Source organism: Paraliobacillus sp. X-1268 (genome assembly GCF_003426095.1).
Lineage (GTDB): Bacteria > Bacillota > Bacilli > Bacillales > Amphibacillaceae > Paraliobacillus_A > Paraliobacillus_A zengyii.
Window position 1 is genome coordinate 155,033 of sequence record NZ_QJSK01000005.1, and the last position, 26,551, is coordinate 181,583.

The 26,551-nt window shown below is 34.7% G+C and carries 34 protein-coding genes, 1 pseudogene and 1 other annotated feature; of the genes and pseudogenes, 28 read left to right on the forward strand and 7 right to left on the reverse strand.

Annotated features, from left to right (window positions below; translation table 11 throughout):
- The first annotated feature begins 27 nt into the window (after window positions 1–27).
- From D2K62_RS09345 to D2K62_RS09365, 5 genes are all read left to right on the forward strand, one after another.
- Entirely contained in the window at window positions 28–573 is a 546-nt protein-coding gene (locus D2K62_RS09345) for a hypothetical protein (RefSeq protein WP_117161349.1), read from the forward strand.
- Window positions 574–629: 56 nt separating this feature from the next.
- Entirely contained in the window at window positions 630–923 is a 294-nt protein-coding gene (locus tag D2K62_RS09350) for a hypothetical protein (protein WP_117161350.1), read from the forward strand.
- A 14-nt stretch (window positions 924–937) separates the two neighbouring features.
- Window positions 938–1,162 carry a phage holin gene (locus D2K62_RS09355; RefSeq protein WP_117161351.1) on the forward strand — a complete coding sequence of 75 codons (225 nt, stop codon included), beginning with the start codon at window positions 938–940 and terminating at the stop codon, window positions 1,160–1,162.
- 57 nt (window positions 1,163–1,219) lie between these two features.
- On the forward strand, window positions 1,220–2,230 hold the full coding sequence (locus D2K62_RS09360) for a M23 family metallopeptidase (RefSeq protein WP_117161352.1): 1,011 nt from the start codon (window positions 1,220–1,222) through the stop codon (window positions 2,228–2,230).
- Window positions 2,231–2,315: 85 nt separating this feature from the next.
- Window positions 2,316–3,116: a M23 family metallopeptidase gene (locus D2K62_RS09365; RefSeq protein WP_117161353.1), complete on the forward strand. Its 801-nt coding sequence runs from the start codon at window positions 2,316–2,318 to the stop codon at window positions 3,114–3,116.
- A gap of 13 nt (window positions 3,117–3,129) precedes the next feature.
- On the opposite strand, the gene D2K62_RS09370 is transcribed toward D2K62_RS09365, so the two are convergent.
- Window positions 3,130–3,330: a helix-turn-helix transcriptional regulator gene (locus tag D2K62_RS09370; RefSeq protein ID WP_232827994.1), complete on the reverse strand. Its 201-nt coding sequence runs from the start codon at window positions 3,328–3,330 to the stop codon at window positions 3,130–3,132.
- A gap of 78 nt (window positions 3,331–3,408) precedes the next feature.
- Complete coding sequence (locus tag D2K62_RS09375) at window positions 3,409–3,609, reverse strand: helix-turn-helix domain-containing protein (RefSeq protein ID WP_232827995.1); 201 nt, start codon at window positions 3,607–3,609, stop codon at window positions 3,409–3,411.
- A gap of 545 nt (window positions 3,610–4,154) precedes the next feature.
- On the opposite strand from D2K62_RS09375, the gene D2K62_RS09380 reads away from it, so the two are divergent.
- On the forward strand, window positions 4,155–4,994 hold the full coding sequence (locus D2K62_RS09380) for a DUF2971 domain-containing protein (protein WP_117161356.1): 840 nt from the start codon (window positions 4,155–4,157) through the stop codon (window positions 4,992–4,994).
- Between the two features lie 92 nt (window positions 4,995–5,086).
- Here D2K62_RS09380 and D2K62_RS09385 read toward each other — a convergent pair whose 3' ends face one another.
- Window positions 5,087–5,290, reverse strand: coding sequence for a hypothetical protein (locus D2K62_RS09385; protein WP_117161357.1), 204 nt, complete (start codon window positions 5,288–5,290; stop codon window positions 5,087–5,089).
- A gap of 519 nt (window positions 5,291–5,809) precedes the next feature.
- Between D2K62_RS09385 and D2K62_RS09390 the strand changes: the two genes are divergently transcribed.
- Window positions 5,810–6,010, forward strand: a complete 201-nt coding sequence (locus tag D2K62_RS09390; RefSeq protein WP_117161358.1) for a hypothetical protein — start codon at window positions 5,810–5,812, stop codon at window positions 6,008–6,010.
- A gap of 95 nt (window positions 6,011–6,105) precedes the next feature.
- Here the strand turns inward: D2K62_RS09390 and D2K62_RS09395 are convergent, their stop codons facing one another.
- Entirely contained in the window at window positions 6,106–6,423 is a 318-nt protein-coding gene (locus D2K62_RS09395; protein ID WP_117161359.1) for a hypothetical protein, read from the reverse strand.
- Window positions 6,424–6,521: 98 nt separating this feature from the next.
- Between D2K62_RS09395 and D2K62_RS09400 the strand changes: the two genes are divergently transcribed.
- From D2K62_RS09400 to pheA, 18 genes and pseudogenes are all read left to right on the forward strand, one after another.
- Window positions 6,522–7,145, forward strand: a complete 624-nt coding sequence (locus tag D2K62_RS09400; RefSeq protein ID WP_117161360.1) for a hypothetical protein — start codon at window positions 6,522–6,524, stop codon at window positions 7,143–7,145.
- Window positions 7,146–7,588: 443 nt separating this feature from the next.
- On the forward strand, window positions 7,589–8,053 hold the full coding sequence (locus tag D2K62_RS09405) for a hypothetical protein (RefSeq protein WP_232827996.1): 465 nt from the start codon (window positions 7,589–7,591) through the stop codon (window positions 8,051–8,053).
- A gap of 172 nt (window positions 8,054–8,225) precedes the next feature.
- Window positions 8,226–8,456, forward strand: a pseudogene (locus D2K62_RS09410) (JAB domain-containing protein); the annotation flags it as partial.
- A gap of 226 nt (window positions 8,457–8,682) precedes the next feature.
- A complete protein-coding gene (locus D2K62_RS09415) occupies window positions 8,683–9,723 on the forward strand; it encodes a rod shape-determining protein (protein WP_112181491.1) in 1,041 nt (346 codons plus the stop codon).
- A 13-nt stretch (window positions 9,724–9,736) separates the two neighbouring features.
- Window positions 9,737–10,618, forward strand: coding sequence for a rod shape-determining protein MreC (gene mreC, locus D2K62_RS09420; RefSeq protein WP_112181490.1), 882 nt, complete (start codon window positions 9,737–9,739; stop codon window positions 10,616–10,618).
- Window positions 10,618–11,154 carry a rod shape-determining protein MreD gene (gene mreD, locus D2K62_RS09425; RefSeq protein WP_112181489.1) on the forward strand — a complete coding sequence of 179 codons (537 nt, stop codon included), beginning with the start codon at window positions 10,618–10,620 and terminating at the stop codon, window positions 11,152–11,154. The genes mreC and mreD overlap by 1 nt, the downstream gene beginning before the upstream one ends.
- 37 nt (window positions 11,155–11,191) lie before the next feature.
- Complete coding sequence (gene minC, locus D2K62_RS09430) at window positions 11,192–11,878, forward strand: septum site-determining protein MinC (protein WP_117161361.1); 687 nt, start codon at window positions 11,192–11,194, stop codon at window positions 11,876–11,878.
- Complete coding sequence (gene minD, locus D2K62_RS09435; RefSeq protein ID WP_112181487.1) at window positions 11,871–12,668, forward strand: septum site-determining protein MinD; 798 nt, start codon at window positions 11,871–11,873, stop codon at window positions 12,666–12,668. The genes minC and minD overlap by 8 nt, the downstream gene beginning before the upstream one ends.
- A gap of 141 nt (window positions 12,669–12,809) precedes the next feature.
- On the forward strand, window positions 12,810–13,589 hold the full coding sequence (locus D2K62_RS09440) for a M23 family metallopeptidase (protein WP_112181486.1): 780 nt from the start codon (window positions 12,810–12,812) through the stop codon (window positions 13,587–13,589).
- Complete coding sequence (locus tag D2K62_RS09445; RefSeq protein WP_117161362.1) at window positions 13,576–14,433, forward strand: site-2 protease family protein; 858 nt, start codon at window positions 13,576–13,578, stop codon at window positions 14,431–14,433. Before D2K62_RS09440 ends, D2K62_RS09445 begins: the two co-directional genes overlap by 14 nt.
- 9 nt (window positions 14,434–14,442) lie before the next feature.
- Window positions 14,443–15,903: a ribonuclease E/G gene (locus tag D2K62_RS09450; RefSeq protein ID WP_112181484.1), complete on the forward strand. Its 1,461-nt coding sequence runs from the start codon at window positions 14,443–14,445 to the stop codon at window positions 15,901–15,903.
- Between the two features lie 36 nt (window positions 15,904–15,939).
- Window positions 15,940–16,049: a sequence feature (ribosomal protein L21 leader region), on the forward strand.
- A 16-nt stretch (window positions 16,050–16,065) separates the two neighbouring features.
- Window positions 16,066–16,374 (forward strand): 50S ribosomal protein L21, encoded by a 309-nt coding sequence (gene rplU / locus D2K62_RS09455; RefSeq protein WP_112181483.1) that lies wholly within the window; start codon window positions 16,066–16,068, stop codon window positions 16,372–16,374.
- 12 nt (window positions 16,375–16,386) lie between these two features.
- Entirely contained in the window at window positions 16,387–16,719 is a 333-nt protein-coding gene (locus D2K62_RS09460; protein ID WP_112181482.1) for a ribosomal-processing cysteine protease Prp, read from the forward strand.
- A gap of 14 nt (window positions 16,720–16,733) precedes the next feature.
- Complete coding sequence (gene rpmA / locus D2K62_RS09465; protein WP_112181481.1) at window positions 16,734–17,030, forward strand: 50S ribosomal protein L27; 297 nt, start codon at window positions 16,734–16,736, stop codon at window positions 17,028–17,030.
- 771 nt (window positions 17,031–17,801) lie between these two features.
- Window positions 17,802–18,335: a Spo0B domain-containing protein gene (locus D2K62_RS09470; protein ID WP_117161363.1), complete on the forward strand. Its 534-nt coding sequence runs from the start codon at window positions 17,802–17,804 to the stop codon at window positions 18,333–18,335.
- Window positions 18,336–18,347: 12 nt separating this feature from the next.
- Window positions 18,348–19,625, forward strand: coding sequence for a GTPase ObgE (gene obgE / locus D2K62_RS09475; protein ID WP_117161364.1), 1,278 nt, complete (start codon window positions 18,348–18,350; stop codon window positions 19,623–19,625).
- A gap of 62 nt (window positions 19,626–19,687) precedes the next feature.
- Window positions 19,688–20,137: an ACT domain-containing protein gene (locus tag D2K62_RS09480; RefSeq protein ID WP_112181478.1), complete on the forward strand. Its 450-nt coding sequence runs from the start codon at window positions 19,688–19,690 to the stop codon at window positions 20,135–20,137.
- Window positions 20,138–20,150: 13 nt separating this feature from the next.
- The gene (gene pheA, locus D2K62_RS09485) at window positions 20,151–21,026 is read left to right on the forward strand and encodes a prephenate dehydratase (RefSeq protein ID WP_112181477.1); all 876 of its coding nucleotides are present in this window, start codon (window positions 20,151–20,153) and stop codon (window positions 21,024–21,026) included.
- A gap of 71 nt (window positions 21,027–21,097) precedes the next feature.
- Here the strand turns inward: pheA and D2K62_RS09490 are convergent, their stop codons facing one another.
- Both D2K62_RS09490 and D2K62_RS09495 read right to left on the reverse strand, forming a co-directional pair.
- Window positions 21,098–21,637 (reverse strand): transcription repressor NadR, encoded by a 540-nt coding sequence (locus D2K62_RS09490; protein WP_112181475.1) that lies wholly within the window; start codon window positions 21,635–21,637, stop codon window positions 21,098–21,100.
- A gap of 14 nt (window positions 21,638–21,651) precedes the next feature.
- Window positions 21,652–22,764: an IscS subfamily cysteine desulfurase gene (locus tag D2K62_RS09495; protein WP_112181474.1), complete on the reverse strand. Its 1,113-nt coding sequence runs from the start codon at window positions 22,762–22,764 to the stop codon at window positions 21,652–21,654.
- 100 nt (window positions 22,765–22,864) lie between these two features.
- Between D2K62_RS09495 and nadB the strand changes: the two genes are divergently transcribed.
- From nadB to nadA, 3 genes are read left to right on the forward strand one after another with little or no spacing between them, the layout of a single operon-like run.
- Window positions 22,865–24,448 carry an L-aspartate oxidase gene (nadB, locus tag D2K62_RS09500; RefSeq protein ID WP_112181473.1) on the forward strand — a complete coding sequence of 528 codons (1,584 nt, stop codon included), beginning with the start codon at window positions 22,865–22,867 and terminating at the stop codon, window positions 24,446–24,448.
- Window positions 24,448–25,290 (forward strand): carboxylating nicotinate-nucleotide diphosphorylase, encoded by an 843-nt coding sequence (gene nadC, locus D2K62_RS09505; protein ID WP_112181472.1) that lies wholly within the window; start codon window positions 24,448–24,450, stop codon window positions 25,288–25,290. Before nadB ends, nadC begins: the two co-directional genes overlap by 1 nt.
- A gap of 3 nt (window positions 25,291–25,293) precedes the next feature.
- Entirely contained in the window at window positions 25,294–26,397 is a 1,104-nt protein-coding gene (nadA, locus tag D2K62_RS09510) for a quinolinate synthase NadA (RefSeq protein WP_117161365.1), read from the forward strand.
- Here nadA and D2K62_RS19145 read toward each other — a convergent pair.
- Window positions 26,371–26,551: hypothetical protein (locus tag D2K62_RS19145; RefSeq protein WP_232827997.1), on the reverse strand; the 181-nt coding region annotated here is incomplete at its 5' end. The genes nadA and D2K62_RS19145 overlap by 27 nt on opposite strands.

A 26,551-nucleotide genomic window follows, 5' to 3' on the forward strand; every position in this document is an offset into this window, starting at 1 on the left:
CGATATAGGTAGAAAGGAGATGGTGATTTGGAAGAGTTGTACAAGTTGATTGAGAGTATGGGTATTCCCAATCTTTCATGGATAGTTGGAATTATTTCCATCATTTATTTTTTTGCTAATACAGGCTATGATTTAATGACAAAAAGCGATCTAGAAAAAAGTTTGTCTTACAAAGGAAAAGACAGAATCTTATTTACTATTATAATATTTGTATATTGTGTTTTAGCAAGTATTATTTCTGCTTTTGAAATTATCTTAGTTATATTTGACCAATATAATCTTTTGGTTGCAATAATAGTAGTTTTTGCTGTTTCTTTAATATTGTCACTTATTTTTATATTAATTTTTTCTATAGCTGACCTTATATTTATTGTTACAGGCCTTAATGCAAAGTATGAAGTTAAATATAGTGATGAAAAAGATGAATTTTGGGAGATTAATAAAGTAGCGAAAGACAATAGTGTAATTCTTGAAAGAGATGGTGTGTTTAAAGTAATACCTGATGTGAAAGAACTAAATTACAAAGAAATTCGCCAACGTAAACGTGAGAAGAAAATCAAGAAAAAGTCTTAAGCATCTCAATAGAGGTGCTTTTTTATATACCCAAATAAGATACTAGGGGGTAAAGTATGCTAGAACAGTGGTACACAAACAAAGATTTATTTGAACAGATTAACGCTGTACAAGGTGACTTTAGAGATTTGCGATCTGAGATGAAGGAAACGAGAGCAGTCATAAAGCAGTATAACGGTTTGCGCGAAGAAGTTGGTCTTGTAAGAGAGGAAATAGAAGAAGTAAAAAAGCAAGTACAACTAAATCAAAACTTACAAAAAGGTAAGTCAAGTGTATTTAAAGCTATTCGCGATTGGGGCGGATGGCTTTTTGCTTTAATTACGCTAATTGTTTTGCTTAATCAAATTTGAAGGGAGGTGAGAACATGGACAAAGGAACTGTGGTAAGAACGATAGCACTTGCTATTGCTTGGGTAAACGCGTTACTGGCTCAATATGGTTTACAGCCTATACCAGTGATAGACGAGGAATCTATTGCTTACGGACTGGCATTTCTAGCATCCGTATGGACATGGTTTAAGAACAACTATGTCACTATCAAAGGGAAGCAACAAAGAGAACAATTGCGGAAAAACGGATTAGCTAAATAGAAGCCGTTTCAGAGGAAAAGAAATTCAATATTATAACTTAGAAGGAGAGAATATTTTATGACAAATTTTATATGGCCAACAGATACAAAAAGAGTAACGAGTGAGTTTAGAACAGGATCCAGACCAGATCATCACGGGGTAGATATCGCAGAAAGTGGTTATCATCCTATATATGCTTCAGCAAAAGGAAAGGTGACCCGTTCAGATGGCAATGGAACCTACGGTCAATGCATATATATTGAACATGCAATTAATGGTCAAACATGGGAGACTGTTTATGCACACATGAGAGACGGTAGTCGCAGAGTAAGTGTTGGAGAACAAGTTAATCAAGGAGAGATAATCGGTGTTATGGGTAATACTGGTAGGAGTTCCGGTCCGCATTTACATTTTGAACTTCATAAAGGGAATTGGAATGCAAATAAGAGTAATGCAGTAGATCCATTAGATTATTTAGGAATAGAAGAAGAGAAAGAAGAATTGAAGATTCCAACAGAAGAACCTTCTGATGATAATTACTATCGGATTATGTCTGGTTTATTTTTTAATATGGAAAGCTTTGAAAATGCATTAAAGAGATTAAAAGAAGTATATACGAGAGTTGTCTATATTGCACCAGACAAACCAATCTTAGAGGAGGAAGAAGGTTGGCGTATTCGGTTTTATACGGGTCAGATGCAAGGACATAACAATGCTCAAAATTTCAAAAAAGCCCTAGAAAGTGAATTCTCATGGAACTTTCATATTGTGGATTCGAAACAAGACTATGAAAATTTAGTATATAGAAGAGGTGGAGAGTCGGAAGAGATATACTATCGAGTTCAGACAGGTTTATTCGATAATGTTGCTTACTACAACAATGCAAGAGATGAATTGAAGAGTAAGTATGGAAGTGTTATCTATGAAGCTTCTGATGATTCTAAACTGCGTGAAGATGAAGATTTGAGACTTAGATTTTATACAGGTAGAGTTATGGGGATATCAGCTGCACAAGCTCTTAAAAGTAGATTACAGCAGAAATTTACGTGGAATTTTCATATTGTAGAGGCAGTAATAACAAAAGAGTAAGAGTAATAAATAAATCACTTGGAGCAATGATATTATATCATTGCTCTTTTCTATTATTTGCATAAAAGAAAGGGATGTAAAACACATGAAAACATGGAAAAATTATAAAATTACAAGTCTGTTTGGTTACAGAACACATCCGATCACAGGTGTAAAACAATCATTTCATACAGGCATCGATTTAGTTAAAAGTCATAAAGCATCAATCGGAGCATTTACAGCTGGACAAGTATTATATGCTGGCAATGGTCAATCAGGATCTGGTTTGGGTGGTTATGGTATTGTGGTCCTTGTTAAAGATAGTAAAGGAAGAGGACATTTATATGCGCACCTAGATAGCGTTTCTGTTAAAAAAGGACAAACTGTATCTAAAGGGCAAGAAATTGGTAAACAAGGTGCTACAGGTAATGTTACAGGCTCACATTTGCATTATGAAGTGCGCAAATCTACATCACCTAGTTACGGATGGATTTCGGACAGAGAAAATAACTGTTTGAACCCTACTGATTATGTAGATGGGTTTAAAGAGCCTTCTACAGCAAGTAATTCATCTAGTGATCTTAAAATTGACGGTAGATGGGGTAAGAAAACAACTAAAGCGCTACAAAGCGAATTAGGTACTGTCGAGGATAGTGAAATTAGTGACCAATTTAAAAATGACGTAACAGTTATGATTGGTGGCGTGGAGTTTGGTAACGGTAAAAAAGGTAGCCTAGTTGTAAAAGCGTTGCAAAAATTAATTGGAGCAAAACAAGATGGATTGTTAGGACCTAATACAGTTGGTAAGCTGCAAAAGTATTTAGGCACCACTTACGATAAAGTTATCAGCGATCCATCGGCTATGGTTAAAGAGTTACAACGCAGGCTTAATGCAGGAAACCTATAAAAATTAAAAGCCCTCACGCTTGTGGGGGCTTTATATCCTCTTTATGCTTCTTATAAAATTCATGCAATTTAATTGCGTTATCTAACGAAATACTTCCTAATTCAATTTTCCCACTTCTAATCCTGGATATATTACTTTCCGATATGCCAGTCTCTTTGTTGATTTTATAACCAGTGATATCAGATTCAATAAGTTTTCGAATATTTTCTTTCAATATTACTCACCTCGTTTTTCTTTATTAACTTTTTAAATGTGATTAATTCGTTGCTTATTTTTCCAGTTCTCAAGGTTTTTAATTTATTTTTCCGAACCATTCTTCCATCGCTTGAACGCTTACAATCCATTCTCTTCTTTGACCATCTGGCTTTTGATAATATTTAATTAAACCACGCTTGATCATTTGATCAAGCTCGCTATTTAAAGATGGCTTTAATTTATTTTTAACGGTTTCCTGATTCTTACCCCAACGGTATGCAGCTTCAGCTGGTGTCATATAATTATTAATTTCTTTATCCATAATTCAAAATGTTAGAAGGTCTAATTTCTATTTAGTCTTTTTCAACATTAATACGATTAGCAGTACTGTTAACGATATAACAAAAGAGGATAACGCAATGATAAAGATCATAATTGAAAACCCCTTTCCTGAATGTTATAGTAGCAGTAAGGAGCTCTAACTCCTTACTGCGTGTCGTTTACTCTTTATCCTTTTTGAATATTTTGTAAGCGACGATAGCTGTTATTAATGAAGCGGTGGCTGTTATTAAAGTGGCTATCGCTTCTATTATTTTACTTAGACCTTCTAACATTTGTTCACCTCCTTATTACTTTATATATTAATTATAACCTTATAAGGTTAATAAGTCAACACATATTCAAAATTTTTTATCTTTTTTTCAAATAAAAAAACACTTAATCGCATAAAAATGCAATGTAATAGTTATAAGATAAAAAATAACTTTTATTAGGCACAACAGCAGATAGTTATATTAGCGATCAAGTGCACAATCAAGCTGCAGATTAAAAGGAGCAAATTCAATGAAATATAGTAGACAATTAAGATATTTTATTACAGCAAAAGATCAATTTGACAGTATGTATAGTTATAATAATGAATATAATATTCATAACTTTAACGAAGATGAATCACTTTCTCCGCAAACTAATTTATGGAAATTTATGAATTTCTCTAAGTTTGTATCATTGTTAGAAAAAAGTTCTGTTTATTTCTCTAAACCAGGCTCCTTCAATGATCCTTATGAAGGATCATATTCGAGTAGCGACCTATTTCGGATATTAGGGGAAGGCGATTATTACGATGAAGAAAATGATGAATATAGAATAGATGAAGATAAAATTAATGACTTATATGAGAAAAATCAGATGGAACTAGATTACGTCGGTGTGTCTTGTTGGCATCTAAATAATGAGGAATCTGCAGCAATGTGGGACTTGTATTGCAGTAGTGGAGAGGGCGTTGCTATTAGAACAACTTTAAAAAACATTATGTACTCAGTTAGTTCTAATAAGAGTGTTACTCATGGATTAGGTATTAAGTATGGTTTGGTTAACTATATAGATTACACAGATGATATGGCGGGTGTTAATACATATGAAACTCTATTTTATAAACGCAAATCATTTTCACATGAACAAGAATTTCGTATGTTAATATTTGAGAATCCTGAAGATCATTTTTTTGGCGAAAACGGAGTAAATATACCTTTTGATTTAAATATTTTAATTGATGAAATATATGTATCTCCTACATCACCAGTCTGGTTTAAAGACTTAATTGAATCAATAGTGAATAGATATAATTTAAATAAAGAAGTTATTCAATCAGATTTGTATTCAGGACCTAGAATTATCAGATAAGGATATTTTGTTATTCTCACAGAAGGTATGATGCTATTGATTAATAAAGCCCCAATTAGGGGCTTTATTAAATTACAAGTAGTTATGTTTTCCTAAACCCCTAACAAATTTTCTCTTTCAATGATAAGGCTTTTTAATTCCTCTAAATCTTCTTGATCTGCATGGTTTTTAATAAATGATCTTGCAGATCTTTTATAATTAGCTATTGTGGCCTTTTTACGGTTCTTTTGTTCCCAATTTCTTGATGCTTTTAATTGTGATGCAGGTGTTTTTTTGTTATCATTTTGATCGCTCATTTTCTAATCACCCTTTCGTGGAAGTAATGCTTTAATAATAAATATCACAAACCATAATATTGATACAATTAGCGCAATCCATTGAAGCATATCCATATTTCTAAAGTCAATTTCGAGAAGCAAGACAGCCATCAAAACGAAAACCAAATAATCACTCGAATGTATTCTGTTCATATTTTTATGGAGGATGTGTTATAATAACAATATAAGTGGAGGGGAACTTAATCCCCTCATTATTTTAGTCCTTATCTTTGCGGTTTATCCAGTCTATTATATCAAGTGTTCCCTTGATACTGGCTATAAAACCTGCGATGATGAGGACTATATTTCTTATATCCTCCATTTTCTCAACTCCTTTCTATATATTCATTATATAACGTATACGTTATAAAGTCAAGCTTTTATTTCATTAAATATAACTCTTTGGATACACAAATATGAACATTACGTGTCAATATATGTATAAAACGATATTTTCACCAAATTCATGCTAATCTGTAAAAAAGCGAGGTGATAACATTGAGATATGAATTACTAAGCACAGAATTTGACGAAGAAGTAGGCAAACGAATTATTAAAGTACATGACATCGAAGAGGATTTTACATATGTTTATTATGAAGATGAGATTGAAAATATCGAAATCGTAGGTTTGACAGATTTTATGAATGAAAGAGCAGATCAAATAGCAGCGGGAGTTTATGATGTTCCGATGCCATAAGAAAACAGCCCTCACGGTTGTGGGGGCTTAAATAAATTAACTCTTTTGGTATATGTTAAATGTTGTTAAAACAAGAAGTAAGGTTCAAGCGGTTTTTAATTAACTGTTTTAATTTTTCGAGTAGATTTAAACCTTATAACTAATTTATAAATCAGTGAAAACAAAAAATAATTTAGAATAACATTGGCAGTAAAATTAAGTAAATTAAATCCAATAGAAAAGAAATTATTTAGGTTAAAAAAAGAGAATATATTACTATATAGATTAGTGTCTGTAAAAGTGAGAAATGCAAATGGCAAACCTCTTATTGTAGAAGAATGTAAACCCATAGGAAATTCAACGCCACTTACTGGTATAAATATAGTTAACAAAGAAAATACCAAACTTATTATAAATAACCATTTTTTTGACATAATTACCAAACTCCTTATTGACATTTTTTGAGAAACGGACTATTGTAATAAATGTAACATAATTTCCAAAAAAATCAAGAGGAGCAGGAGGAATTAATTTGACTGGAAAATTTTTAAAACGAGTAATCATTACGGCATTAGTTCTCGGATTTTTTTCTATTAATCTAGCAGAAACACATGCAAGTACAACAGAAGAGAATAAGAAAATTGAGGAAGTTAATGAGATTGCAAAAAGCATAGATTCAAACTTTGAAGTTACTTCTATTGAAGACATAGAAACAGATAGGCCTAAAATAGAAGTTAATTCAGAAGAAGAGCTTGAAGCCTTATTAGAAAAAATGGCTGTAGATTCAATTCAAGGAGAAGAAACGTCTTTAACAGAACAACCGTCTTTAATAGAAAAACCTTTATTCTCTACACTTGCTTACGGTAGTTTCACTAGAAAGGCTTTAGTAGATGCATTATCAACTTTTAGACATGTAACTTACCAATACAAGACAAAAAATGGGAAAATAACAAGCGTTACAAAAATTAAAGGTACATATACGGGCGTATATATCTTTAGTTTTAACCAAGAATTTGAAGACTACTCTCTTTCTAAGAACAAAAAATCTATTAATTTTATAATTAAAGGATACGCGTTTTCTGGCATATCATTTAAGGGAGCTGATTTCGGGATTAAATATCCGCAAACTTGGAAGTATACACATTCTCCTTTATAAAAATCAATAGTTGTAAAACAAATCGCAAGTAAGTAATATGTGTTATTGTTTTGTTAATTGTAATTTATTTTCATAAGAATATGAAAAGTAAAACAGACTCTAGTTTCCACTAGAGTCTGTTTTTTAAAAAAGTGGTAATATAACAGTAAAATAAAATTGGTAGGGCTTATATGTAAAGAAATATCAACTATATCCTCAATGTTTAAAAACTCTAAACCGTCTGCGACATCTACTTCAATTCGATTACGATCCAGTGGCTTGATAATAAAACCTTCTATTGCATTAATTCATTTTCTTTCATAATAAAGTATATCTACTTTTATAATTTATCTTCACTTAAAATTGCCTTATAGAAAATCTTTAATATTTTTCCAATCAATACATTTAATCTAAACGTATGGGTAATAGCTACATTAAACGTATTGATTGAAAGGATAATAAATGTGAATCAAATAATACTATGGCTAATGTTTTTACTTCCTATTGCATCACTTGTGCTAATTGGAGATAAAACGCTTAAAAGATTTCTACCAGTTGGATTGTTTGTTACTGTAGTCAACACGCTTACTTATCAAGCTGCATATCATTATAATTGGTGGAGAGAATCAGGGCTGTTTGATTGGGACAAAGTTGTAAATATTCCTTGGGTATATAGTACTTATTTAATAGCAACAATATGGATTTTTAAGTTTACCTATGGAAAATTTATTGTTTATTTAATAACAAATCTAATCTTAGATGGTGCGTATATATATTTATGGTATCCAGTCCAACAAAAACTTGGAATGGCTTCGGGAGAATTATCGCCACATATTACATATTTTATGATGATCGGTGTAGCCCTTTTAATATATGTTTTTCAGATTTGGTATGAAAAAGGTTTATTAAGTAATAAAGATAAACACTAAAAATTTTACAATATAGCTGTAATTTAGTGACCAAAAAAGTGACCAACAGCTTAAATTATGGTCACTTTTAATATATTAAGAAAATACAAGATAAAGTGAATAGCTCTCAAAACACTGTTAAATCAATCTTTCTACACTAAAATAAATCAAACTAAAGTTCGGATTACGAATCGCCTCAATTGTTCACCCTCGTGAAGTTTATCGTGAAGCAGTTAAACGTTCTGCGGCATCGATTATATGTGTACATAATCATCCATCAGGTGATCCTTCCCCTTCCCAAGAAGATATTCAAGTTACGAAACGTTTAGCAGAATGTGGTAAGATGATTGGCATAGAACTTTTGGATCATTTAGTAATCGGTGATCAAAAATTTGTATCATTAAAAGAAAAAGGATACGTATAAGACTATCTATTTTTTGTTTTTTTTCGTATAATTGTATAGACGAAGTTTACATTCGGCGCCACTTTACAAGATTTCCTTGTATTTGGCGCTTATTGTTATGGTGAATAACAGCTATAACAAACTTTTCATGTTATGATACCAATATGGAAGTTGGATTTTACATGATGAAACTAAAAATTAATGAGATGAAATAATAAGCATCGTAAGATTAGAGAGGAAGATTTATTTGGCTGGGTTTAGTTTATCGCAAGATTTAGGAATTGATTTAGGAACTGCAAACACACTCGTTTATGTAAAAGGAAAAGGGATTGTTGTTAGAGAACCGTCAGTTGTTGCTATCAATAATTCAACAGGTGAAATTGAAGCTGTTGGTGGCTCTGCACGAAATATGATTGGTAGAACACCTGGTAATATTTCCGTTATTCGTCCTATGAAAGATGGAGTAATTGCGGATTATGATACAACAGCAACAATGATGAAATATTATATTCGTTTAGCGCAGAAAAACCGCTCATCTTTTGCCAGAAAACCGAATGTTATGGTTTGTGTACCATCAGGTATTACAATGGTTGAAGAACGAGCAGTAATAGATGCAACGAAACAAGCAGGTGCGAAAGAAGCTTATCCAATTGCAGAACCTTTTGCAGCGGCAATAGGAGCAGGTTTACCAGTTTGGGAACCAACAGGTAGTATGATTGTTGATATCGGTGGAGGTACCACTGAAGTAGCGATTATCTCACTCGGTGGAATTGTTACAAGCCAATCGATTCGTACTGCTGGAGACGATATGGATGAATCTATTGTTCAATATGTCCGTAAAAAGTATAATTTAATGATCGGTGAAAGAACATCTGAATCCATTAAAATGGATATTGGTAATGCAGGGAAACCTGCCCAAAATGATGAAATGGATATTAGAGGTAGAGATTTATTAACTGGGCTTCCAAAAACAATAACTATTACAGCAGAAGAAATTTCAAATTCATTAAATGATGCAGTTACTGCAATTATTGATGCTGTCAAAAACACATTGGAAAAAACACCTCCTGAATTAGCAGCTGATATTATGGATCGCGGTATTGTCTTGTCTGGTGGAGGGTCCCTGTTAAGAGGATTGGACCAAGTAATTAGTGATGAAACGAAAATGCCTGTATTTGTAGCAGATAATCCTTTAGATAGTGTTGCAATTGGTACTGGAATGTCATTAGACTATATCCAACATTTCAGGTCTCATCCTAGTATTTCTTCTCGTTCAAGAATGAATTAAGTAGGTGTGTTAAATGTCTTTTTTTCGTAGAAAGCGACTTTTTACCATTTTAATTGGTTTTATTATTTTGGTTGGTTTAATTGGTTTCTCACTACGTGAACGTGAGGAATTATCAGCAGTTGAACAGTTTTTTCAAGATGCAGTTGGGTGGATGCAGCAGGTTGTCCACGTCCCAGTTGCATATACTACAAATATAATTACAAATATCGATGATTTCAAAAATATTTTTGAAGAAAATCAGCGATTAAAAGAAGAACTAGCACAATATCAACAAACATTATACGAGGTTCAAGAACTTCGAAATGAAAATGAAGAATTAATGGCTCTTAATGATAAAACAGAAGCTGATTCTATTTCTGATTATGAGCCGATCCAAGCTTCTATTTCAGCAAGAAGTTCAGATCAATGGTTTAAACAAGTTACCCTTAATAAGGGTAAGCAAGATGGTGTGGAGAAGAATATGGCTGTGATTACCGGAGACGGTATGATCGGGAAAATTCAATCAGCTTCACAATACACGTCTACTGTCCTGTTATTAAATGGCTTTGATCGTTCTAATCGGATTTCGGTAAATGTAAATATAACGGATGAAGACGAGGACGCGAGTGGTTTTATACTTGGTTTTGATGAAGAACGTGAAGCATTACTACTTGAATTCACGGAATATGATGGCGAAATCCCAGAAGGTGAGTTTGTCTTTTCATCAGGTTTAGGTGGCGTTTTTCCAAAAGGACTTGAAATCGGTGAAATTCTTGAAGTGACAACAGATCAGTATGGTTTAACACAAGTTGCCTATGTGGAACCATCAGCCGATTTGTATCATTTAAATCATGTAATTGTTTTGGATCGCACAATGACAACAAATGATGAAGTGGTAGAAGAGGAGGAAGAATAATGTCGCGATTATATCTCCCTCTTTTGCTTCTATTCTTACTAGTAATAGAAGGAGTGGCTTTTGACTTTTTACCAATGATCGTTATTGAAAAAGGTTGGTTATTAGCTGCGCATTGGCTTTTTGTTTTTCTAGTGCTCATTGCGTTATTTTATGATCTAGAATATACGTATTATTCTATTTTATTTGCTATTATTTCTGGATTAATGGTTGATCTCGTTTATACAAATGTGATCGGTGTCTATATGTTTATGTATGGTATTATTATTTACTTTATACATGGCGTGCGAAAAGTATTGCATACAAACTTCTTAGTTGCATGTTTATTAACCGCCGTTGGCCTTAGTTTAGTAGATGGTGGAATTTATTTAATCTATTCTTTTATTGGGATTAGCCAAATAGATAGTATGGTGTACATAACCAATCGTTTATTGCCAACACTTGTGGCAAATATGATTTTCTTTTTAGTTCTTTATCTTCTGATGAAGAAAAAATTAGTACAATGGGCTGCAGAGCGATTTGATTCAAATAGTTCCTAATTGCAGTGGAATACATGTAGAATGAGGTGATTAAACCGTGATTACTAACAAGCAACTAGTGACGATAAAAGGCACACGAGATGGTTTGACATTATATATCGATGATACTTGTTCTTTCACGGCGATATTAGATGAACTGGAACAAGTACTATCAACCGAATATACGTCTGATGACGAACCGATGATTACTGTAACGATTCATCTTGGTAATCGTTATTTACATACTGAACAAGAACAGATGCTACGTGATTTAATACGAAATAAAAAGAAATTAGTAGTTGAATCAGTTGAATCTAATGTTATTTTAAAGCGTGAAGCATTACAATGGAAAGAAGAAAGTGAAATCAAAACGATAACGAAAATGGTACGTTCTGGTCAAGTATTGGAGATTACAGGTGATCTATTATTAATCGGAGATGTAAACCCGGGTGGGAAAATCGTTGCAACAGGCAATATTTTTGTATTGGGGAGTTTACGTGGTATTGCGCATGCAGGAAGTGAAGGTAACAGAAATGCAGTTATTGCTTCTTCTTATATGCAACCAATGCAATTAAGAATTGCTGATTTTATAAGCCGTTCTCCTGATTATGAAGCAGATGGTGTTTATATGGAATGTGGCTTTATTGATGAAACAAAAGAAAAAATCGTGATAGACCGCCTTCAAGTTCTAACACTAAAAAGACCTGATTTAAATGGGTTTGAGAGGAGAATTTTAAATGGGTGAGGCAATCGTAATCACTTCCGGTAAAGGTGGTGTGGGGAAAACTACCACTACAGCTAATTTAGGAACAGCACTAGCATTAATGGATAAAAAGGTCTGTTTAATGGATACAGATATTGGATTGCGAAATTTAGATGTGGTTATGGGTTTAGAAAACCGAATCATCTATGATATTGTTGATGTTGTTCAGAAACGTTGTAAATTAAAGCAAGCTTTAATTAAGGACAAGCGATTTGACTGTTTATACCTTCTTCCTGCTGCTCAAACGAGTGATAAATCTGATCTAACACCAGAAGGTATGATAGAAATGATAGCCGAGTTAAAAGAAGAATATGATTATATTTTAATAGATTGCCCAGCAGGAATTGAACAAGGTTATAAAAATGCTGTTGCTGGTGCAGACAAAGCTATTGTTGTTACTACCCCAGAAAAGTCAAGTGTTCGCGATGCAGATCGAATTATTGGCTTGCTTGAAAAAGAAGATATCGAACCGCCGCATTTAGTGATTAATAGAATTCGTAATCATATGATGAAAAGTGGGGATATGCTAGATATTGATGAAATTGTTCAAATTTTATCGATTGATTTGTTAGGTATTATTGCAGATGATGATGAAGTAATTAAAGCATCTAATCATGGGGAGCCTGTTGTATTTCAGCCGAATACAAGAGCATCTATTGCTTACCGCAATATAGCTAGACGTATTCTCGGTGAATCTGTCCCACTTTTATCTTTTGATGATGAAAAGGGTATGTTTTCAAAAGTAAAAAAATTCTTTGGTATGCGTCCATAATAATGATGAAAAGGTACTTACAACTAATTGGTAAGTGCCTTTTTTTGATAGGATCATATTATTGATTTTTTTAAGACGAGCATAATCACTTTGAGTCCTTCATAGACTTGTAGAAATAGCTAATGAAGGATTGTGAAAATAATGAAAAAGGATATTGTGCAGGTTAGAAAAGATATAGCAAGACGAAAGCAACAAAAGCTACCAGCTATCAAAAGCGATCCTAAAGTATATCGACCTAATTTATCAAGTCAAGTTTTGCAAGATGAAGAGAAGCATGGATATATGCCGACATATTATCCCACTGCAGAAAAGAAACAAAGAGATTCACCGGCTTTTTTTTCTTCCTTTGTTTTCAAGTCACTAATTGCAGCTTGCATCTTTTTCTTATTAGCTTTGGTTAATCAAGTGGATCACGCATCATTATCTAAACCAAAAGAGTGGACAACCTCTGCCTTAACAGAAGAATTCCCATTTGCAACTGTAAATCAATGGTATCAAACAACTTTTGGGTCACCACTAGCCTTTACTGACCAAAGTGTTATTGAAACTGCCGGAAGCGCGCCAGTACTTCCAGTTAATGGAACGATAAGTCAATCATTTCAGGTGAATGGAGAAAGTGTTTTGATAACATCTGAAGGTACTTCCGATGTATACGCAATGGAAAAAGGTACTGTTATTTTTGCTGGTAATGATAAAGAAACAAATAAAACGATTATCATTCAGCACCCTGATAAAAGTAAATCCATCTATGGAAACCTATCAGACTTTACTGTTAATCAATATCAGTTTGTAGATACTAATCAAATTATTGGTGAGTTTATTCCTTCTGTTGCAAATGAGAGTAAATTATACTTTGCCGTTGAAAAAGATAATACGTTCCTTGATCCAGTAAAGGTGATGAAGGTAGATGAAAATCCGTAATAAGTTTCCACCACTATCAATTCATCCAACTCTTTGGTTTAGCATTATTGCATCAATTCTTACAGGTACTTTGCTGGAGATGATGCTTATTTTTTCCATCGTTTTGATTCATGAATTAGGACATTATCTAGCAGCTGTTCATTATGGTTGGAAAGTCAGAAGGATAATGCTTTGGATGTTTGGTGGTGTTATGGAAACCGATGAGCACGTAAGTAAACCATTAAGAGAAGAGTGTATCATTACACTTGCAGGTCCATTTCAACACGTTATCATTTTTATACTACTAATTAGTGTACAGCAGTTAGGATGGTTAAATCCTTCACTACTTGCATTAGGGTTTCAATATAATACAACTATTCTATTGTTCAATTTATTACCGATTTGGCCATTAGACGGTGGTAAACTAGCTTTTATAACATTGTCTACCTTTTTGCCTTTTCGTAAAGCCCATGCATATACAATCGTAGCATCTATTCTTTTTATAAGTATTATTTTAATTGTATTATTAACTTCTTTTTCATTCATATTAAGTACTGTTTTATTGTTTGCTTTTATCTTGTGGGAAAATCGATTAGAATGGAAACAAAGGTTTTATGTATTTATGCGTTTTTTACTAAAAAGGTTTGAAACGGAGCAAGTAACTAAAAAAGTTTTCCCGCTTGTTGTTACGAGTGATATGCGACTAATTGATGTGTTCTCAAAATTCCATCGTCAATATCGTCATGATATTTTCATTAAAGATGATTGGCATGTAATGGATGAAGCTACATGTTTACATATATATTTTAAATTAAAGCAGCATCAAGCGACTATAAAAGAAGTGAGTCAGGGAACACAGAAATGAGGAAGTAATTTGGTTTCGCTATATATTCATACCCAACCAACAGAAAAGATTGCCATTGCAGTAGAAAATAATCAGATCAAAGAATTTGTTATTGATCGCCCCAATCAGCCACAGCTCGTTGATTCTATCTTTGTAGGAAAGGTTAGTAAAATCGAGAAAGGGTTACAAGCTGCTTTTGTTGATATTGGTTCAGAAAAGTTAGGATTTTTACAACGAAAAGAATTGCCTGCAGCTAGAGCGAATCCAACTAAAAAATTGGAATCGCTTATTACAGAAGGAGAGCGTATGATAGTACAAGTTACAAAGGATGCTTATGATACAAAAGGCGCACGATTGACTGCGAATATAACCATTGCTGATCAAGCGATCGTTTACTTACCTTTTGGGAATTACATAGCACTGTCAAAAAAACTTGCTAGCAATCATGTAGAAGAGAAAAAAGCTACCATAGAAAATATACGCGAAGAAAAAGAAGGCGCTATAGTTCGTACGGTTGCTGCTGATCTTACGAGTGCCGAATTGGAACAAATCTTTTTACACTTACGTAATCGTTGGGCACTACTAGAAAAGCAAAGTAAGCAATTAAAAGTGCCAAGCTGTTTATATTATGATGCTCCAGTTTTAGATCGTTTTATTCGAAAATTCGCATCTGAAGGCATTGATCATATTTATTTAGATGATCCAGCTATTGCAACTGAACTTCGAGAACGTTACAACCATTTAAAAGCTCCAATTACATGGGAGAAACAGCTTGAAGATCAATTGCCTGTAACTATTGAGCAATTGATGAAAGCATGTGTGCACCCTAAAGTTGAAGCATCAAACGGTGTGAGTCTATACATAGAAGAAACAGAAGCGATGACTATTATAGATGTTAACTCGGGTGGATTTACAGGTAGAAATGATAAAGAACGGACATATTTACAGGCAAATATATATGCTGCGAAGGAAATCGCGACACAGGTTAGATTACGTAATCTTTCTGGCATTATCATTCTTGATTTCATCAGTATGAGAAACCAATCAGATAAGAAAAAGGTGCTAGATGTATTAAGAGAAGCACTTGATGAAGATCCTATCCGTTCAGAAGTATATGGATTTACACAGTTAGGTCTAGTAGAAATGACCCGAAAGCGAGCGACAGCACCTCATAGTAAACTCATTTCGGATAAAACAGAAGACCATCTAACTTTTTCAAATATGACATATGTTTACGCATTAGAGCGTGTTCTTTATGGTTATTTAAATACAAATGTCGATGCCATTATAATAGATGTAAATCCAAAGATTTATAAATTGTGGTTGCAACACATAGATCTTAATAAAATAAAAAAACAGCTACATCAATCTGTTTATATGAATCAAACGAAGGGTGTTACGTCATATCAGGTGAAATTAGCTGGAAGTAGTTCACTGATAAAAGACTTCTTAGAGACAAATCACCATGCTATCATTGACAAAGTACTGTGATTCATGATAATATCAATACGTTATTCATTGTAGCGCCCGCTGCTACAACCGCACAGATCGGGTTAATAGAAAAGAGAGCTACATAGCTAGTATTTTCTTAACTAAGTCATGAAAATGACACCTGTATGGCGAGTCTGAGTTTTTGAAGGAGGTGCAAGCAGTATGTATGCTATTATTGAAACTGGTGGTAAGCAAGTTAGAGTTGAAGAAGGTCAAGCTATCTACATTGAAAAATTAGAAGCTGGTGCAGGTGAAGAAGTAACATTTGATAAAGTTCTTTTTGTTGGTGGTGACGACGTAAAAGTTGGTTCTCCATTAGTAGAAGGTGCTACAGTTGCGGCTAAAGTTGAAGAACAAGGTCGTCAGAAAAAAGTTACAATTTACAAGTTCAAGGCTAAAAAGAACTATAGCCGTAAACAAGGTCATCGTCAGCCATTTACGAAAGTTACGATTTCAAAAATCAACGCGTAAGGTTGTTTCAGTATGATACAAGTAACAATTTATCGTAAATCAAATAAGCAAATATATGCTTTTGAACTGAGCGGACACGCTGAGAGTGGACCACATGGGCATGATTTAGTTTGTGCTGCTGTTTCTGCTATCTCATTTGGATCCGTTAATGCAGTAATAAAGCTTTGTGAAATTGAACCAAATATTGATCAAGGTGGCGAAGGCGGTTATCTATATGTACAACTTCCTGAGCAATTAGATGAAGGTAAGCGTCAAGCTGCTGAATTGTTGCTAGAAGGAATGTTTGTTTCATTAGAAACGGTCGAACGTGACTATAATCAATATATACGAATCTTTGAAAAGTAAGGAGGTGCAAACCAATGTTACGTTTAGATTTGCAGTTTTTCTCATCTAAAAAAGGTCAAGGTAGTTCAAGAAACGGCCGTGATTCACAATCAAAACGTCTAGGCTCAAAACGTGCTGATGGACAAATGGTTACTGGTGGATCAATTCTTTACCGCCAACGTGGAACTAAAATCTATCCTGGTACTAACGTAGGACGTGGAGGAGACGACACGCTTTACGCTAAAACTGATGGTATTGTTCGCTTTGAACGTGTAGGACGCGATCGTAAAAAGGTAAGTGTTTATCCATTACCAGTTACGCAAGAAGCTTAATACAAAAAGAAGAAAGACTCTATCCTGAATAAGGTTAGAGTCTTTTTTCTTTATACTAGTAAAAGTAGAGAGTTTCTTATCAATACATAATATAGTTATACCAATTCTCTTAGTTAATTTTTAAAGAAGTTATATTACAAATTATCTATAGACTTTGTCTTAATATGCTGGTACATCTCGCTCTAAAAATCCACTACGCTTTCCGCGGGCACGTCTTCAGCTAACTTCGTAAAGCAAAAAACGCTTTTCGAAGTGGATCTTCAGACCGTGCTGTTCCCGCAGGAGTCGTAGTGGATTTTCATCGCTGGTCGGTAATATGTTTATTGATGAAGTTGCTTTATCAACGATAACAGGCCTTTTGAGATATTATTTCTCTAACTGAACGCTGTAATAAGCGTAATAAAAGTTTGGGAGACAGTAGATAGCTTATTTTATATTACATTTGTTCTGTCCAGCGAAGGAAGCAAATGGATGACACTCCTGTGGGAACAGCAAATGTTTTCGATGGGATGAGTAATCGCAATCCCACAAGTTGAAGATCCACTCGGAAAGCGACTTTTGCTTATCCGAGTTAGCTGAGACTGTGCCCACGGAAAGGGAATCCATTTGCTGACGTAGCGGATAAGAGTCTTCTGTTATGTCGCAATTTCTATCAATTGTGCATTATATTATAATTAAATTACCTTAATTAAGACTATACTACTGACATGACCTTTCACAGTTAGCCTTTTTTTGCTATAATTTTCATGATATGAAATGAGGCGATGAAATATGAAAGATGAGGATGTTGTGGACCTGTTACGTCATTATCGACATGATTGGATGAATGAGTTACAACTGATTATGGGATATGCACAAATGGGTAAATTAGATAAGGTACAGAAGAAAATTGAGGATTCTGTTGAACGAGCTGTATCAGAACGAAGCTTACAAAATATGCCACTACCGAAAACGGTACTATGGCTTACACAATTTAATTGGCGTTTTGATAATTTTCAATTGACTAATACTATTAATATAAGTGAAGCACTTACTGTTAATGATTTTGAACTATATGACCGATTAGAAAGAATAATGGTGCATTTTACTAAGTATTGTATGAAAACAGAGATGTATCATGGTACAATAAACGTTCAACAATTAAATAACGAACAATTAAAAATACAACTTACTTTCTCAGGTATTTTTGAAAAATCACATGAGTTAAAAAATAAAATAGAACACTCTGATGAATTGTTAAATGTTGAAATAGAAAAAAGTCAGCATGATCACGAAATATTTATAGTGACATGGATAAGTGAATGAAGAGGTGACAGGATGTTTGTCGATCAGGTAAAAGTTTATGTTAAGGCTGGAGATGGCGGAGATGGTTTAGTATCATTTCGTCGTGAGATATATGTACCAATGGGTGGCCCTGCTGGTGGAGATGGTGGTAACGGCGCCGATATTATATTTGAAGTAGATGAAGGATTAAACACGTTAATGGATTTTCGTTATCAACGACATTTCAAAGCAAAACGTGGAGAAAATGGTATGAGTAAGGGACAGCACGGTAAAAACTCATCCGCTATGATATTAGCGGTTCCACCTGGGACAACTGTTCGAGATGATGCAACTGGTGAAGTTCTAGCTGACTTAGTGGAACATGGTCAGCGTGGTGTTATTGCTAAAGGTGGACGTGGTGGACGTGGGAATATTCGTTTTGCGACGCCGAAAAACCCTGCTCCTGAAATAGCTGAAAAGGGCGAACCTGGTATAGAACGTGATATCACACTTGAGCTCAAACTAATAGCGGATGTTGGTCTTGTTGGATTTCCAAGTGTTGGTAAATCAACTTTATTATCCGTTGTAAGTGCAGCAAAACCCAAAATTGCAGATTATCATTTTACAACATTAGCACCTAATCTAGGTGTAGTTGAAACGGAAGATCAGCGCGGATTTGTTATGGCTGACTTACCAGGTTTAATTGAAGGCGCGCATGAAGGTGTTGGACTAGGTCATCAATTCTTACGACATGTTGAAAGAACGCGTGTAGTCATTCACGTCCTCGATATGGCATCAACAGAAGGTAGAGATCCTTTTGAAGATCTTGAGACGATTAAAAAAGAATTACGTGCATATGATCCAGCTATATTAGAACGACCGCAAATTATTGTGGCAAATAAGATGGATGTATATGAAGCGGAAGAAAATTTAGAGATTTTCAAAGGAAAAATGGGTGATGAACATCCGATTTATCCGATCTCCACACTTACACGTAAGGGTATACGTGAACTTTTATTTGCTATTGCAGATAAGTTGGCAGAAGTACCAAAAACTGTTGCTGTAGAAGACGCGCCAGAACACATTGTCTATCGTTTCAAAGAAGAGGCACCTGCCTTTCAAATCACACGTGATCCAGATGGTGCTTATATATTATATGGTGAGAAAATCGAAAAATTATTTAAGATGACCGATTTAAATCGCGACGAATCTGTACAGCGTTTTGCTCGTCAGTTACGTGGTATGGGTGTAGATGAGGCGTTAAGGAAAAAAGGAGCAGAGAATGGTGATACCGTTCGATTGTTAGATTACACATTTGAGTTTGTAGAATAATCATTACAAATGCATTAATCCTACTATCTACTCGTAGTTCTTCAAAAAGGGGATTGTTTTAAATGGTGGAGAATGAGGGGAAGTTTTACTTAATTAGAGGTGATTTTCTTCCAGAGTCAATGCGTAAAACATTAGAAGCAAAAGAATTAATTGAACGTGGAAAGGTAGAATCTGTTTTTGAAGCAGTGAAGCAGGTGGGTATTTCAAGAAGTGCATTCTATAAGTATCGAGATGCTGTTTATCCTTTTCAGGCAATGCTTGAGGAACGAATTATAACATTATCTTTTCATTTAGAAGATCGTGCAGGAACGTTGTCCAATCTTTTAACTACTGTTTCTGGAGTGGGTGGGAATATATTAACGATCCATCAAACCATTCCAATTCAAGGAAAGGCTAATGTAACTATCTCACTTAATACGGAAAGCCTAGAGATAGGTATTGAGGATTTATTGGAGCAATTACAACAACTCGAATTTATTGATAAAGTAGAAATCTTAGGGTCGGGTGCATAGGGAACTGGGGGAAATGATTGTGTCAACAAAGATTGGTTATTTAGGTCCTAAAGGGACGTTTACTAAGACTGCTGTAGATGCGCTATTTAATACGGATGAAAAAGTGAGCTATCTAACGATTCCGGAGTGCATTGATGCGGTAAAGTATGGTCATGTTACGTATGGTGTCCTACCATTAGAAAATGCACTTGAGGGAACAGTTAACGTAACTTTAGACTATCTTATTCAATACAAATCTCTCAAGATTGTTAGTGAAATTGTTGTTCCAATTAAGCAACACCTAATGGTCCATCCAGATCATCAGGAAGATTGGAAATCTATAACTACTATCTATTCACATCCACATGCACTTGCACAATGTCATCGATTTCTTCACAATGGTATGAAACATGTAAATGCAGAAACGTATACTTCAACTGGAGCGGCTGCAAAATTTGTTAGCGAGAACCCTGACTTAAAAATTGGGGCTATAGCCAATGAACTTGCAGCCAAAGAGTATGGTCTGAAAATTGTTCAAGCAAACATTCATGATTTTGAAAATAATCATACGCGATTTGTTGTGTTACATAAAAATGATAAGGAATGGCATTCAGAAAACCTTACATTAAAAGGGTATAAGACAACTTTAATGATTTCTTTACCAACAGACCATCCTGGAGCACTTCATCAAGTATTGTCGGCATTTGCTTGGCGAAAAATTAATTTGTCTAAGATAGAGTCCCGGCCAATGAAGACAGGTTTGGGAAACTATTACTTTTTAGTAGATGTAGAAAAAAAGATGGACGACATTCTTATCCCGAATACAATTGCTGAGATGGAAGCCTTAGGTTGTTCAGCTGAAGTATTAGGAAGCTATCCATATTTCTTATATGATGATACATTAAAATAATAAATAAAAAACAACGGGAATCACTTATATTTTAAGTGATTCCCGTTGTTTTTATGAGAAGTGCAGAAATGTTAGCTTTCGATAACGATTCCTAAAGTTTTTAACTTTTGATAGGCGGCATCTAATTTTTCTTCTTGATCTGCCTCAATTGTATGCAAATGAACCCCGTTAGTTAGATTCAATAAATAAGGTGCATTTGTTGCTTTTATTTTATCTAAAAATTGTGCAACTTCACTTCTATTACTTACCATAATAGAGGCTTTCAAGTCACCGTATACTGGGTGTTCGATAATAACATTGCTTACTGTTGCACCTTGGTCTACGATACATTCTAGTTCTTCTTGTGTTTGTTCTGGTCCATGTTCACAAGCTATAATCCGTTTAAAAACTTTGTTTTGAGGCTCTCCAACTAAATAAATATATCCTTGGCTAGTAGCCATAATCGGTTCATTCTTTGCTTTTAATAAAGAAATATCTTGGACAATAACTTGTCGACTTACTCCTGCTTTTTCCGCTAACTCACTTCCTGTTAGTGCCTCTATACTTTCTTTTAACCAGTTTAATATAGCTACTCTTCGTTCAGATCCAATCATTTTTTTTGCTTGATCCATTGTAAAATTCCCTTCTATACACTACCCCATTGCTTTACTATATTTTCGCATACATTTATCGCTTTTTCTAGATCATTTTGTTTAGTAGTACTACCGAAGGAGAATCGAACAAAGTGCTTTGATTCTTGAGTAGGTATACCAATTGCGCGCATCATTCGTGAAGGCTCCTGGCTTCCAACACTACAAGCACTTCCGGTTGAGATAGCAATACCAGCTTGGTTAAAGGCTAACATAGCATAGTCCCCAGGTATTGTGTCAAAAAGAATTCCAACGATATGTGGCAGTTGTCTTGGACTGGTGAAAGACTGTAACGGGAAACCCCTTTTATTTAACTCACTGACAAAATCATCACGAAGATTTTTAATACGATGTACCTCTTGTTGAATAGTTGATACTGTTTCATTTGCTGCTGTAACAAATGCTGCAATGGCGGGGATATCCATTGTTCCTGTATGCAGGACAGATCTATGGTCTGAGAGAGATGGATTTACATACAAGGCTCCTACTCCTTTTGGTCCGTGTACTTTATGACTAGAAACAGCATAACTATCCACTTCAAGATCTTTTATATGAACAGTTATTTTTCCAAATGCTTGGACACCATCACTATGAAACAGTATATGTTGTGTTTTTAACCATGCCCCAATCTCTTCAATAGGCTGGATGCTGCCAATTTCAGCATTTACATGTTGAACGATGACGAGAACAGTATCCTTCCTAATAAGAGTTTTTAATGTCTTTAGTTCAACTTCACCATTTTGATTAGTTGGCAAATAGGTTATCTGATAATCGTCATACTTCTGTAAATCTTTTAAATAGTTAATGATGGACGTATGCTCAAATGCAGTTGTAATAATATGCTTCCCTTGTTTTTCAGTGGAACGTAGTAATAATTTTATTGCAAGTTGGTTTGCATCAGTTCCTCCGCGCGTAAAGTATATACCACTAGAAGGTGCTTGTAGAATAGTTGCCATTTTACTTTGACTAAATTGTAAGACATCTGCAGCGGATGATCCGATATCATGTAAACTATTTGAATTCCCATAACATTGGACGGCAACTTGTTGATAAACCTCTAATGCATGCATGCTTATTGGCGTTGTAGCAGCGTTATCTAAATCAATCATCAGGCGTTATTCCTCTCGAACATAATTGTTGTTCTTATTCATTGTAAAATAAGTATTGTCATCTGTAAATAAATATGTAAAGATAGGTGTAAAGACAGATATGATTTTTAGTGAAAGGGGTGCACATATAATCGAAAAAGATCGCGTACTAATAATTGGAAGTGGGATAGCGGCTTGCACTGCAGCACTTCAATTAGCAAAAGAAAAACGCGTATTGCTTCTTACAAAAGGAAGTCTTACAGATAACAATACAATTCGTGCACAAGGGGGAATTGCTGCTGTAGTTGATCGGGAAGATAGTTGGCAGTTACATGTACAAGATACAATCAAAGCTGGATATAGCTTAAATAATGAAGAAGCAGTTGAACTTTTAGTGAGAAAAGGATCAAGCTATATACAAAAACTTGCTGATGAAGGTTTTCCTTTTGATTATGATGCAAATAAATCGCTGTCACTTGGTAAAGAGGGTGCGCATAGTCATCGACGTATTTTACATGCAGGTGGAGACGCAACAGGAAAAGCACTGATTACCTTTTTGCATCAACGTATTACAACTGCTATTGAAATAATTACAAATCTGACGGTTATTGAATTAATCATAGAAGGCAGGACATGTATTGGTGTCCAGGTTATCGATGAGGAAGGTACTGTATCAGCTATATATGCTGAAGATGTTGTGCTAGCTACGGGAGGGTGTGGAGGCCTATTTGATGTAACTTCTAATCATCCGAGTATGTTAGGAGAAGGTCTAGGGTTAGCATATCAAGCAGGTGCTGTATTGACAGATCTTGAATTTGTACAATTTCACCCTACATTATTGTGGAAAGATGATCAGAGCTTTGGATTAATTTCAGAAGCAGTAAGAGGTGAGGGAGCAAGGTTAGTTACAGCAAATGGAGATTTTATAATGGAAGATGTACATCCACTTCTTGATTTGGCTCCACGTGACATTGTAGCCCGCACAATTCAAACAATACGAAACAGTGGCAAGGCTGTCTTTCTAGATATTTCACAGATAAAAGATTTTCGTACTCGATTTCCGTCGATTACATATTTATGTGAAAAAGCGAACGTAGATATCGGAAGAGGTTTACTACCTGTTGCACCAGGTATGCATTTTTCGATGGGTGGCATTAAAACCGATCAACAAGGAAGAACCTCTATAGACCGCTTATATGCGGTTGGTGAAGTAGCTTGTACTGGTGTTCATGGTGCGAATCGCTTAGCAAGTAACTCATTATTAGAAGGTCTTGTTTATGGTCATCAAGTAGCAAGACATATTTCGAGATTACCAAATAGGACGCAACATCATAGGAAAGACAAAAAAAATATTGATGTAAAGCAACTTCGAGAGATAATTTTACCTAAGCTAGCAGATATAAAACAATTAATGACGAGATATGCGGGTATTCATCGTGACTATCAAGGATTAAATTTAGCAAAAGATTGGTTGGAGAGTTTTATTATTTACAAATCGATTGCAGATGTACCACCACATCAAAAAGCGCTCTTTAATCAAGTAACAGCAAGTTGGCTATTAGTCTCTTCTGCTTTGACTCGGAATGAAAGTCGTGGAGCGCATTACCGGATGGACTTTCCAAAAAGCAGAAAGTGTTGGAATGATAAACATATTCAACGATATAAGGAGAAAGATTTGCATCAAGCAATAACTGGAGGAGAATGATGAACGAATTAAAAGCGAAAGAAAGGTTAAAAGAATTTTTATTAGAAGATATAGGAGAGCGTGACCTGACAAGTCGACTTCTGTTTTCAGGAGATGAAAAAGCACAAGCATGGATAATAGCTAAAGATGCAGGTGTTTTAGCTGGAGTAGATTTAATTAAAATGGCCTATCAACTAATTGATGATGATGTAAAAGTTATCCAACATAAGCATGATGGTGATTGGTTTAAAAAAGGTGATCGTATTGCAGAGGTAACAGGAAAAATGAGCACGATATTGACAGGAGAACGGGTCGTATTAAATTTATTACAACGAATGAGCGGTATAGCCACACTCACTAATCAAGCTATTAAACAATTAGATAGTACACATACCAAAATAATAGATACAAGAAAAACAACACCAGGATTAAGAATGTTTGAGAAATACGCTGTGACTTGTGGTGGTGGATATAATCATCGTTTTGGATTATATGATGGTGTAATGATTAAAGATAATCACATTGCTTTATATGGATCGATTGAAAATGCAGTTAAACAAGTGAAAAGTAAACTTGGACACATGGTGAAAATTGAAGTAGAGACCGAATCAATTACACAAGTAAAAGAAGCGGTGAGAGTTGAAGCAGATATCATTATGTTTGATAATCAATCACCAGAAGAAATTATAGAAGGATTGAAAATTGTTCCAGACAATATCGTAACAGAAGCCTCAGGAAATATTACGCTTGATACAATTGCGCGTTTCCGCGATACGGGGATTGATTATATTTCTTTAGGTTTTATCACACATTCAGCACGAGCAGTTGACATTAGCATGGATATTCAATCAAAGGGGGAATAAAGCATGCAAGTACTTGACTTTTTAAAAGAATCATATCAGCTTCCTGAAAAATATAAAAGGCTAACAAATGAAGAGATGGTTAAGGAAGTAAAGCGTATCAAAGACCAAATGGGAGATCGGCTATTTATACCTGGACATCATTATCAGAAAGACGAAGTAATTCAATTTGCAGATGTAACTGGTGATTCACTACAACTTGCACAGCTTGCTCAAGCAAATACAAAAGCAGAATATATTGTTTTTTGTGGTGTGCATTTTATGGCTGAGACAGCGGATATGTTAACGAATCATCACCAAAAAGTAATTCTACCTGATATGCGTGCAGGTTGTTCAATGGCAGATATGGCTAATATCGATCAAACAGAGAACTGTTGGGCATCTTTGCAACAGACGTTTGGCAATACAATTGTACCGTTAACATATGTGAATTCCACCGCTGCTATAAAAGCATTTGTCGGTAAAAATAGTGGTGCGACAGTTACCTCATCAAATGCTACAAAAATGGTGGAGTGGGCCTTTAATCAAAAAGAACGAATATTATTTTTACCTGACCAACATTTAGGTCGAAATACTGCTTTTGATTTAGGAGTACCATTAGATGCGATGGCTATTTGGAATCCGATTAGTAATCAACTTGAATATGGTGGTGATTTCACACAGATTAGAGTGATTTTATGGAAGGGACATTGTTCTGTTCATGAAAACTTTACTCTTACAAATGTCAAAAATAGTAGAGAAACCGATGCTGAACGAAAAATACTTGTCCACCCGGAATGTAGTTGGGAAGTTGTACAAGCGGCTGATTATGCTGGATCGACAAAATACATTATCGACAAGATAACAAATTCCTTGCCACAGAGTAAATGGGCAATTGGAACAGAAATGAACTTAGTAAAGCGATTAATAAAGGATAATCCAGATAAGGATATTACCTCATTAAATCCTTTTATGTGCCCTTGTTTAACAATGAATCGAATTGATTTACCACATCTGTTATGGGCGCTTGAATCCGTGGAAAAAGGTGAGTTTACTAATCAAATTATTGTAGATTATAAAACAACACGAGCAGCAAAAAGTGCTTTAGCACAAATGCTTAGTCATGCCTGATAGGCATGTAAAACGAGGCTGGGACATAACTAGCCAAAAATAACGAAAAAAGGTTCCAATCATCATAGAAAGATGGTCGGAACCTTTTTTTGTTAGATTATATTCAGGCGTTGTTGTACCATTCGCATGTTTAGCGGTGTACTTCCTCAAGTTC

Coding starts and splice junctions, on each gene's coding strand:
- D2K62_RS09375 (WP_232827995.1), bottom strand. CDS start 3,609: ATGACACCAGCTGAAGCTGCATACCGTTGGGGTAAGAATCAGGAAACC.
- nadC (WP_112181472.1), top strand. CDS start 24,448: ATGAACGAATTAAAAGCGAAAGAAAGGTTAAAAGAATTTTTATTAGAA.
- mreC (WP_112181490.1), top strand. CDS start 9,737: ATGTCTTTTTTTCGTAGAAAGCGACTTTTTACCATTTTAATTGGTTTT.
- rpmA (WP_112181481.1), top strand. CDS start 16,734: ATGTTACGTTTAGATTTGCAGTTTTTCTCATCTAAAAAAGGTCAAGGT.
- nadA (WP_117161365.1), top strand. CDS start 25,294: ATGCAAGTACTTGACTTTTTAAAAGAATCATATCAGCTTCCTGAAAAA.
- D2K62_RS09480 (WP_112181478.1), top strand. CDS start 19,688: ATGGTGGAGAATGAGGGGAAGTTTTACTTAATTAGAGGTGATTTTCTT.
- nadB (WP_112181473.1), top strand. CDS start 22,865: ATGATTTTTAGTGAAAGGGGTGCACATATAATCGAAAAAGATCGCGTA.
- D2K62_RS09365 (WP_117161353.1), top strand. CDS start 2,316: ATGAAAACATGGAAAAATTATAAAATTACAAGTCTGTTTGGTTACAGA.
- D2K62_RS09355 (WP_117161351.1), top strand. CDS start 938: ATGGACAAAGGAACTGTGGTAAGAACGATAGCACTTGCTATTGCTTGG.
- D2K62_RS09495 (WP_112181474.1), bottom strand. CDS start 22,764: ATGATTGATTTAGATAACGCTGCTACAACGCCAATAAGCATGCATGCA.
- D2K62_RS09360 (WP_117161352.1), top strand. CDS start 1,220: ATGACAAATTTTATATGGCCAACAGATACAAAAAGAGTAACGAGTGAG.
- rplU (WP_112181483.1), top strand. CDS start 16,066: ATGTATGCTATTATTGAAACTGGTGGTAAGCAAGTTAGAGTTGAAGAA.
- pheA (WP_112181477.1), top strand. CDS start 20,151: ATGATTGTGTCAACAAAGATTGGTTATTTAGGTCCTAAAGGGACGTTT.
- D2K62_RS09440 (WP_112181486.1), top strand. CDS start 12,810: ATGAAAAAGGATATTGTGCAGGTTAGAAAAGATATAGCAAGACGAAAG.
- mreD (WP_112181489.1), top strand. CDS start 10,618: ATGTCGCGATTATATCTCCCTCTTTTGCTTCTATTCTTACTAGTAATA.
- D2K62_RS09490 (WP_112181475.1), bottom strand. CDS start 21,637: ATGGATCAAGCAAAAAAAATGATTGGATCTGAACGAAGAGTAGCTATA.
- D2K62_RS09395 (WP_117161359.1), bottom strand. CDS start 6,423: ATGTCAAAAAAATGGTTATTTATAATAAGTTTGGTATTTTCTTTGTTA.
- D2K62_RS09380 (WP_117161356.1), top strand. CDS start 4,155: ATGAAATATAGTAGACAATTAAGATATTTTATTACAGCAAAAGATCAA.
- minD (WP_112181487.1), top strand. CDS start 11,871: ATGGGTGAGGCAATCGTAATCACTTCCGGTAAAGGTGGTGTGGGGAAA.
- D2K62_RS09460 (WP_112181482.1), top strand. CDS start 16,387: ATGATACAAGTAACAATTTATCGTAAATCAAATAAGCAAATATATGCT.
- D2K62_RS09445 (WP_117161362.1), top strand. CDS start 13,576: ATGAAAATCCGTAATAAGTTTCCACCACTATCAATTCATCCAACTCTT.
- obgE (WP_117161364.1), top strand. CDS start 18,348: ATGTTTGTCGATCAGGTAAAAGTTTATGTTAAGGCTGGAGATGGCGGA.
- D2K62_RS09350 (WP_117161350.1), top strand. CDS start 630: ATGCTAGAACAGTGGTACACAAACAAAGATTTATTTGAACAGATTAAC.
- D2K62_RS09385 (WP_117161357.1), bottom strand. CDS start 5,290: ATGAGCGATCAAAATGATAACAAAAAAACACCTGCATCACAATTAAAA.
- D2K62_RS09470 (WP_117161363.1), top strand. CDS start 17,802: ATGAAAGATGAGGATGTTGTGGACCTGTTACGTCATTATCGACATGAT.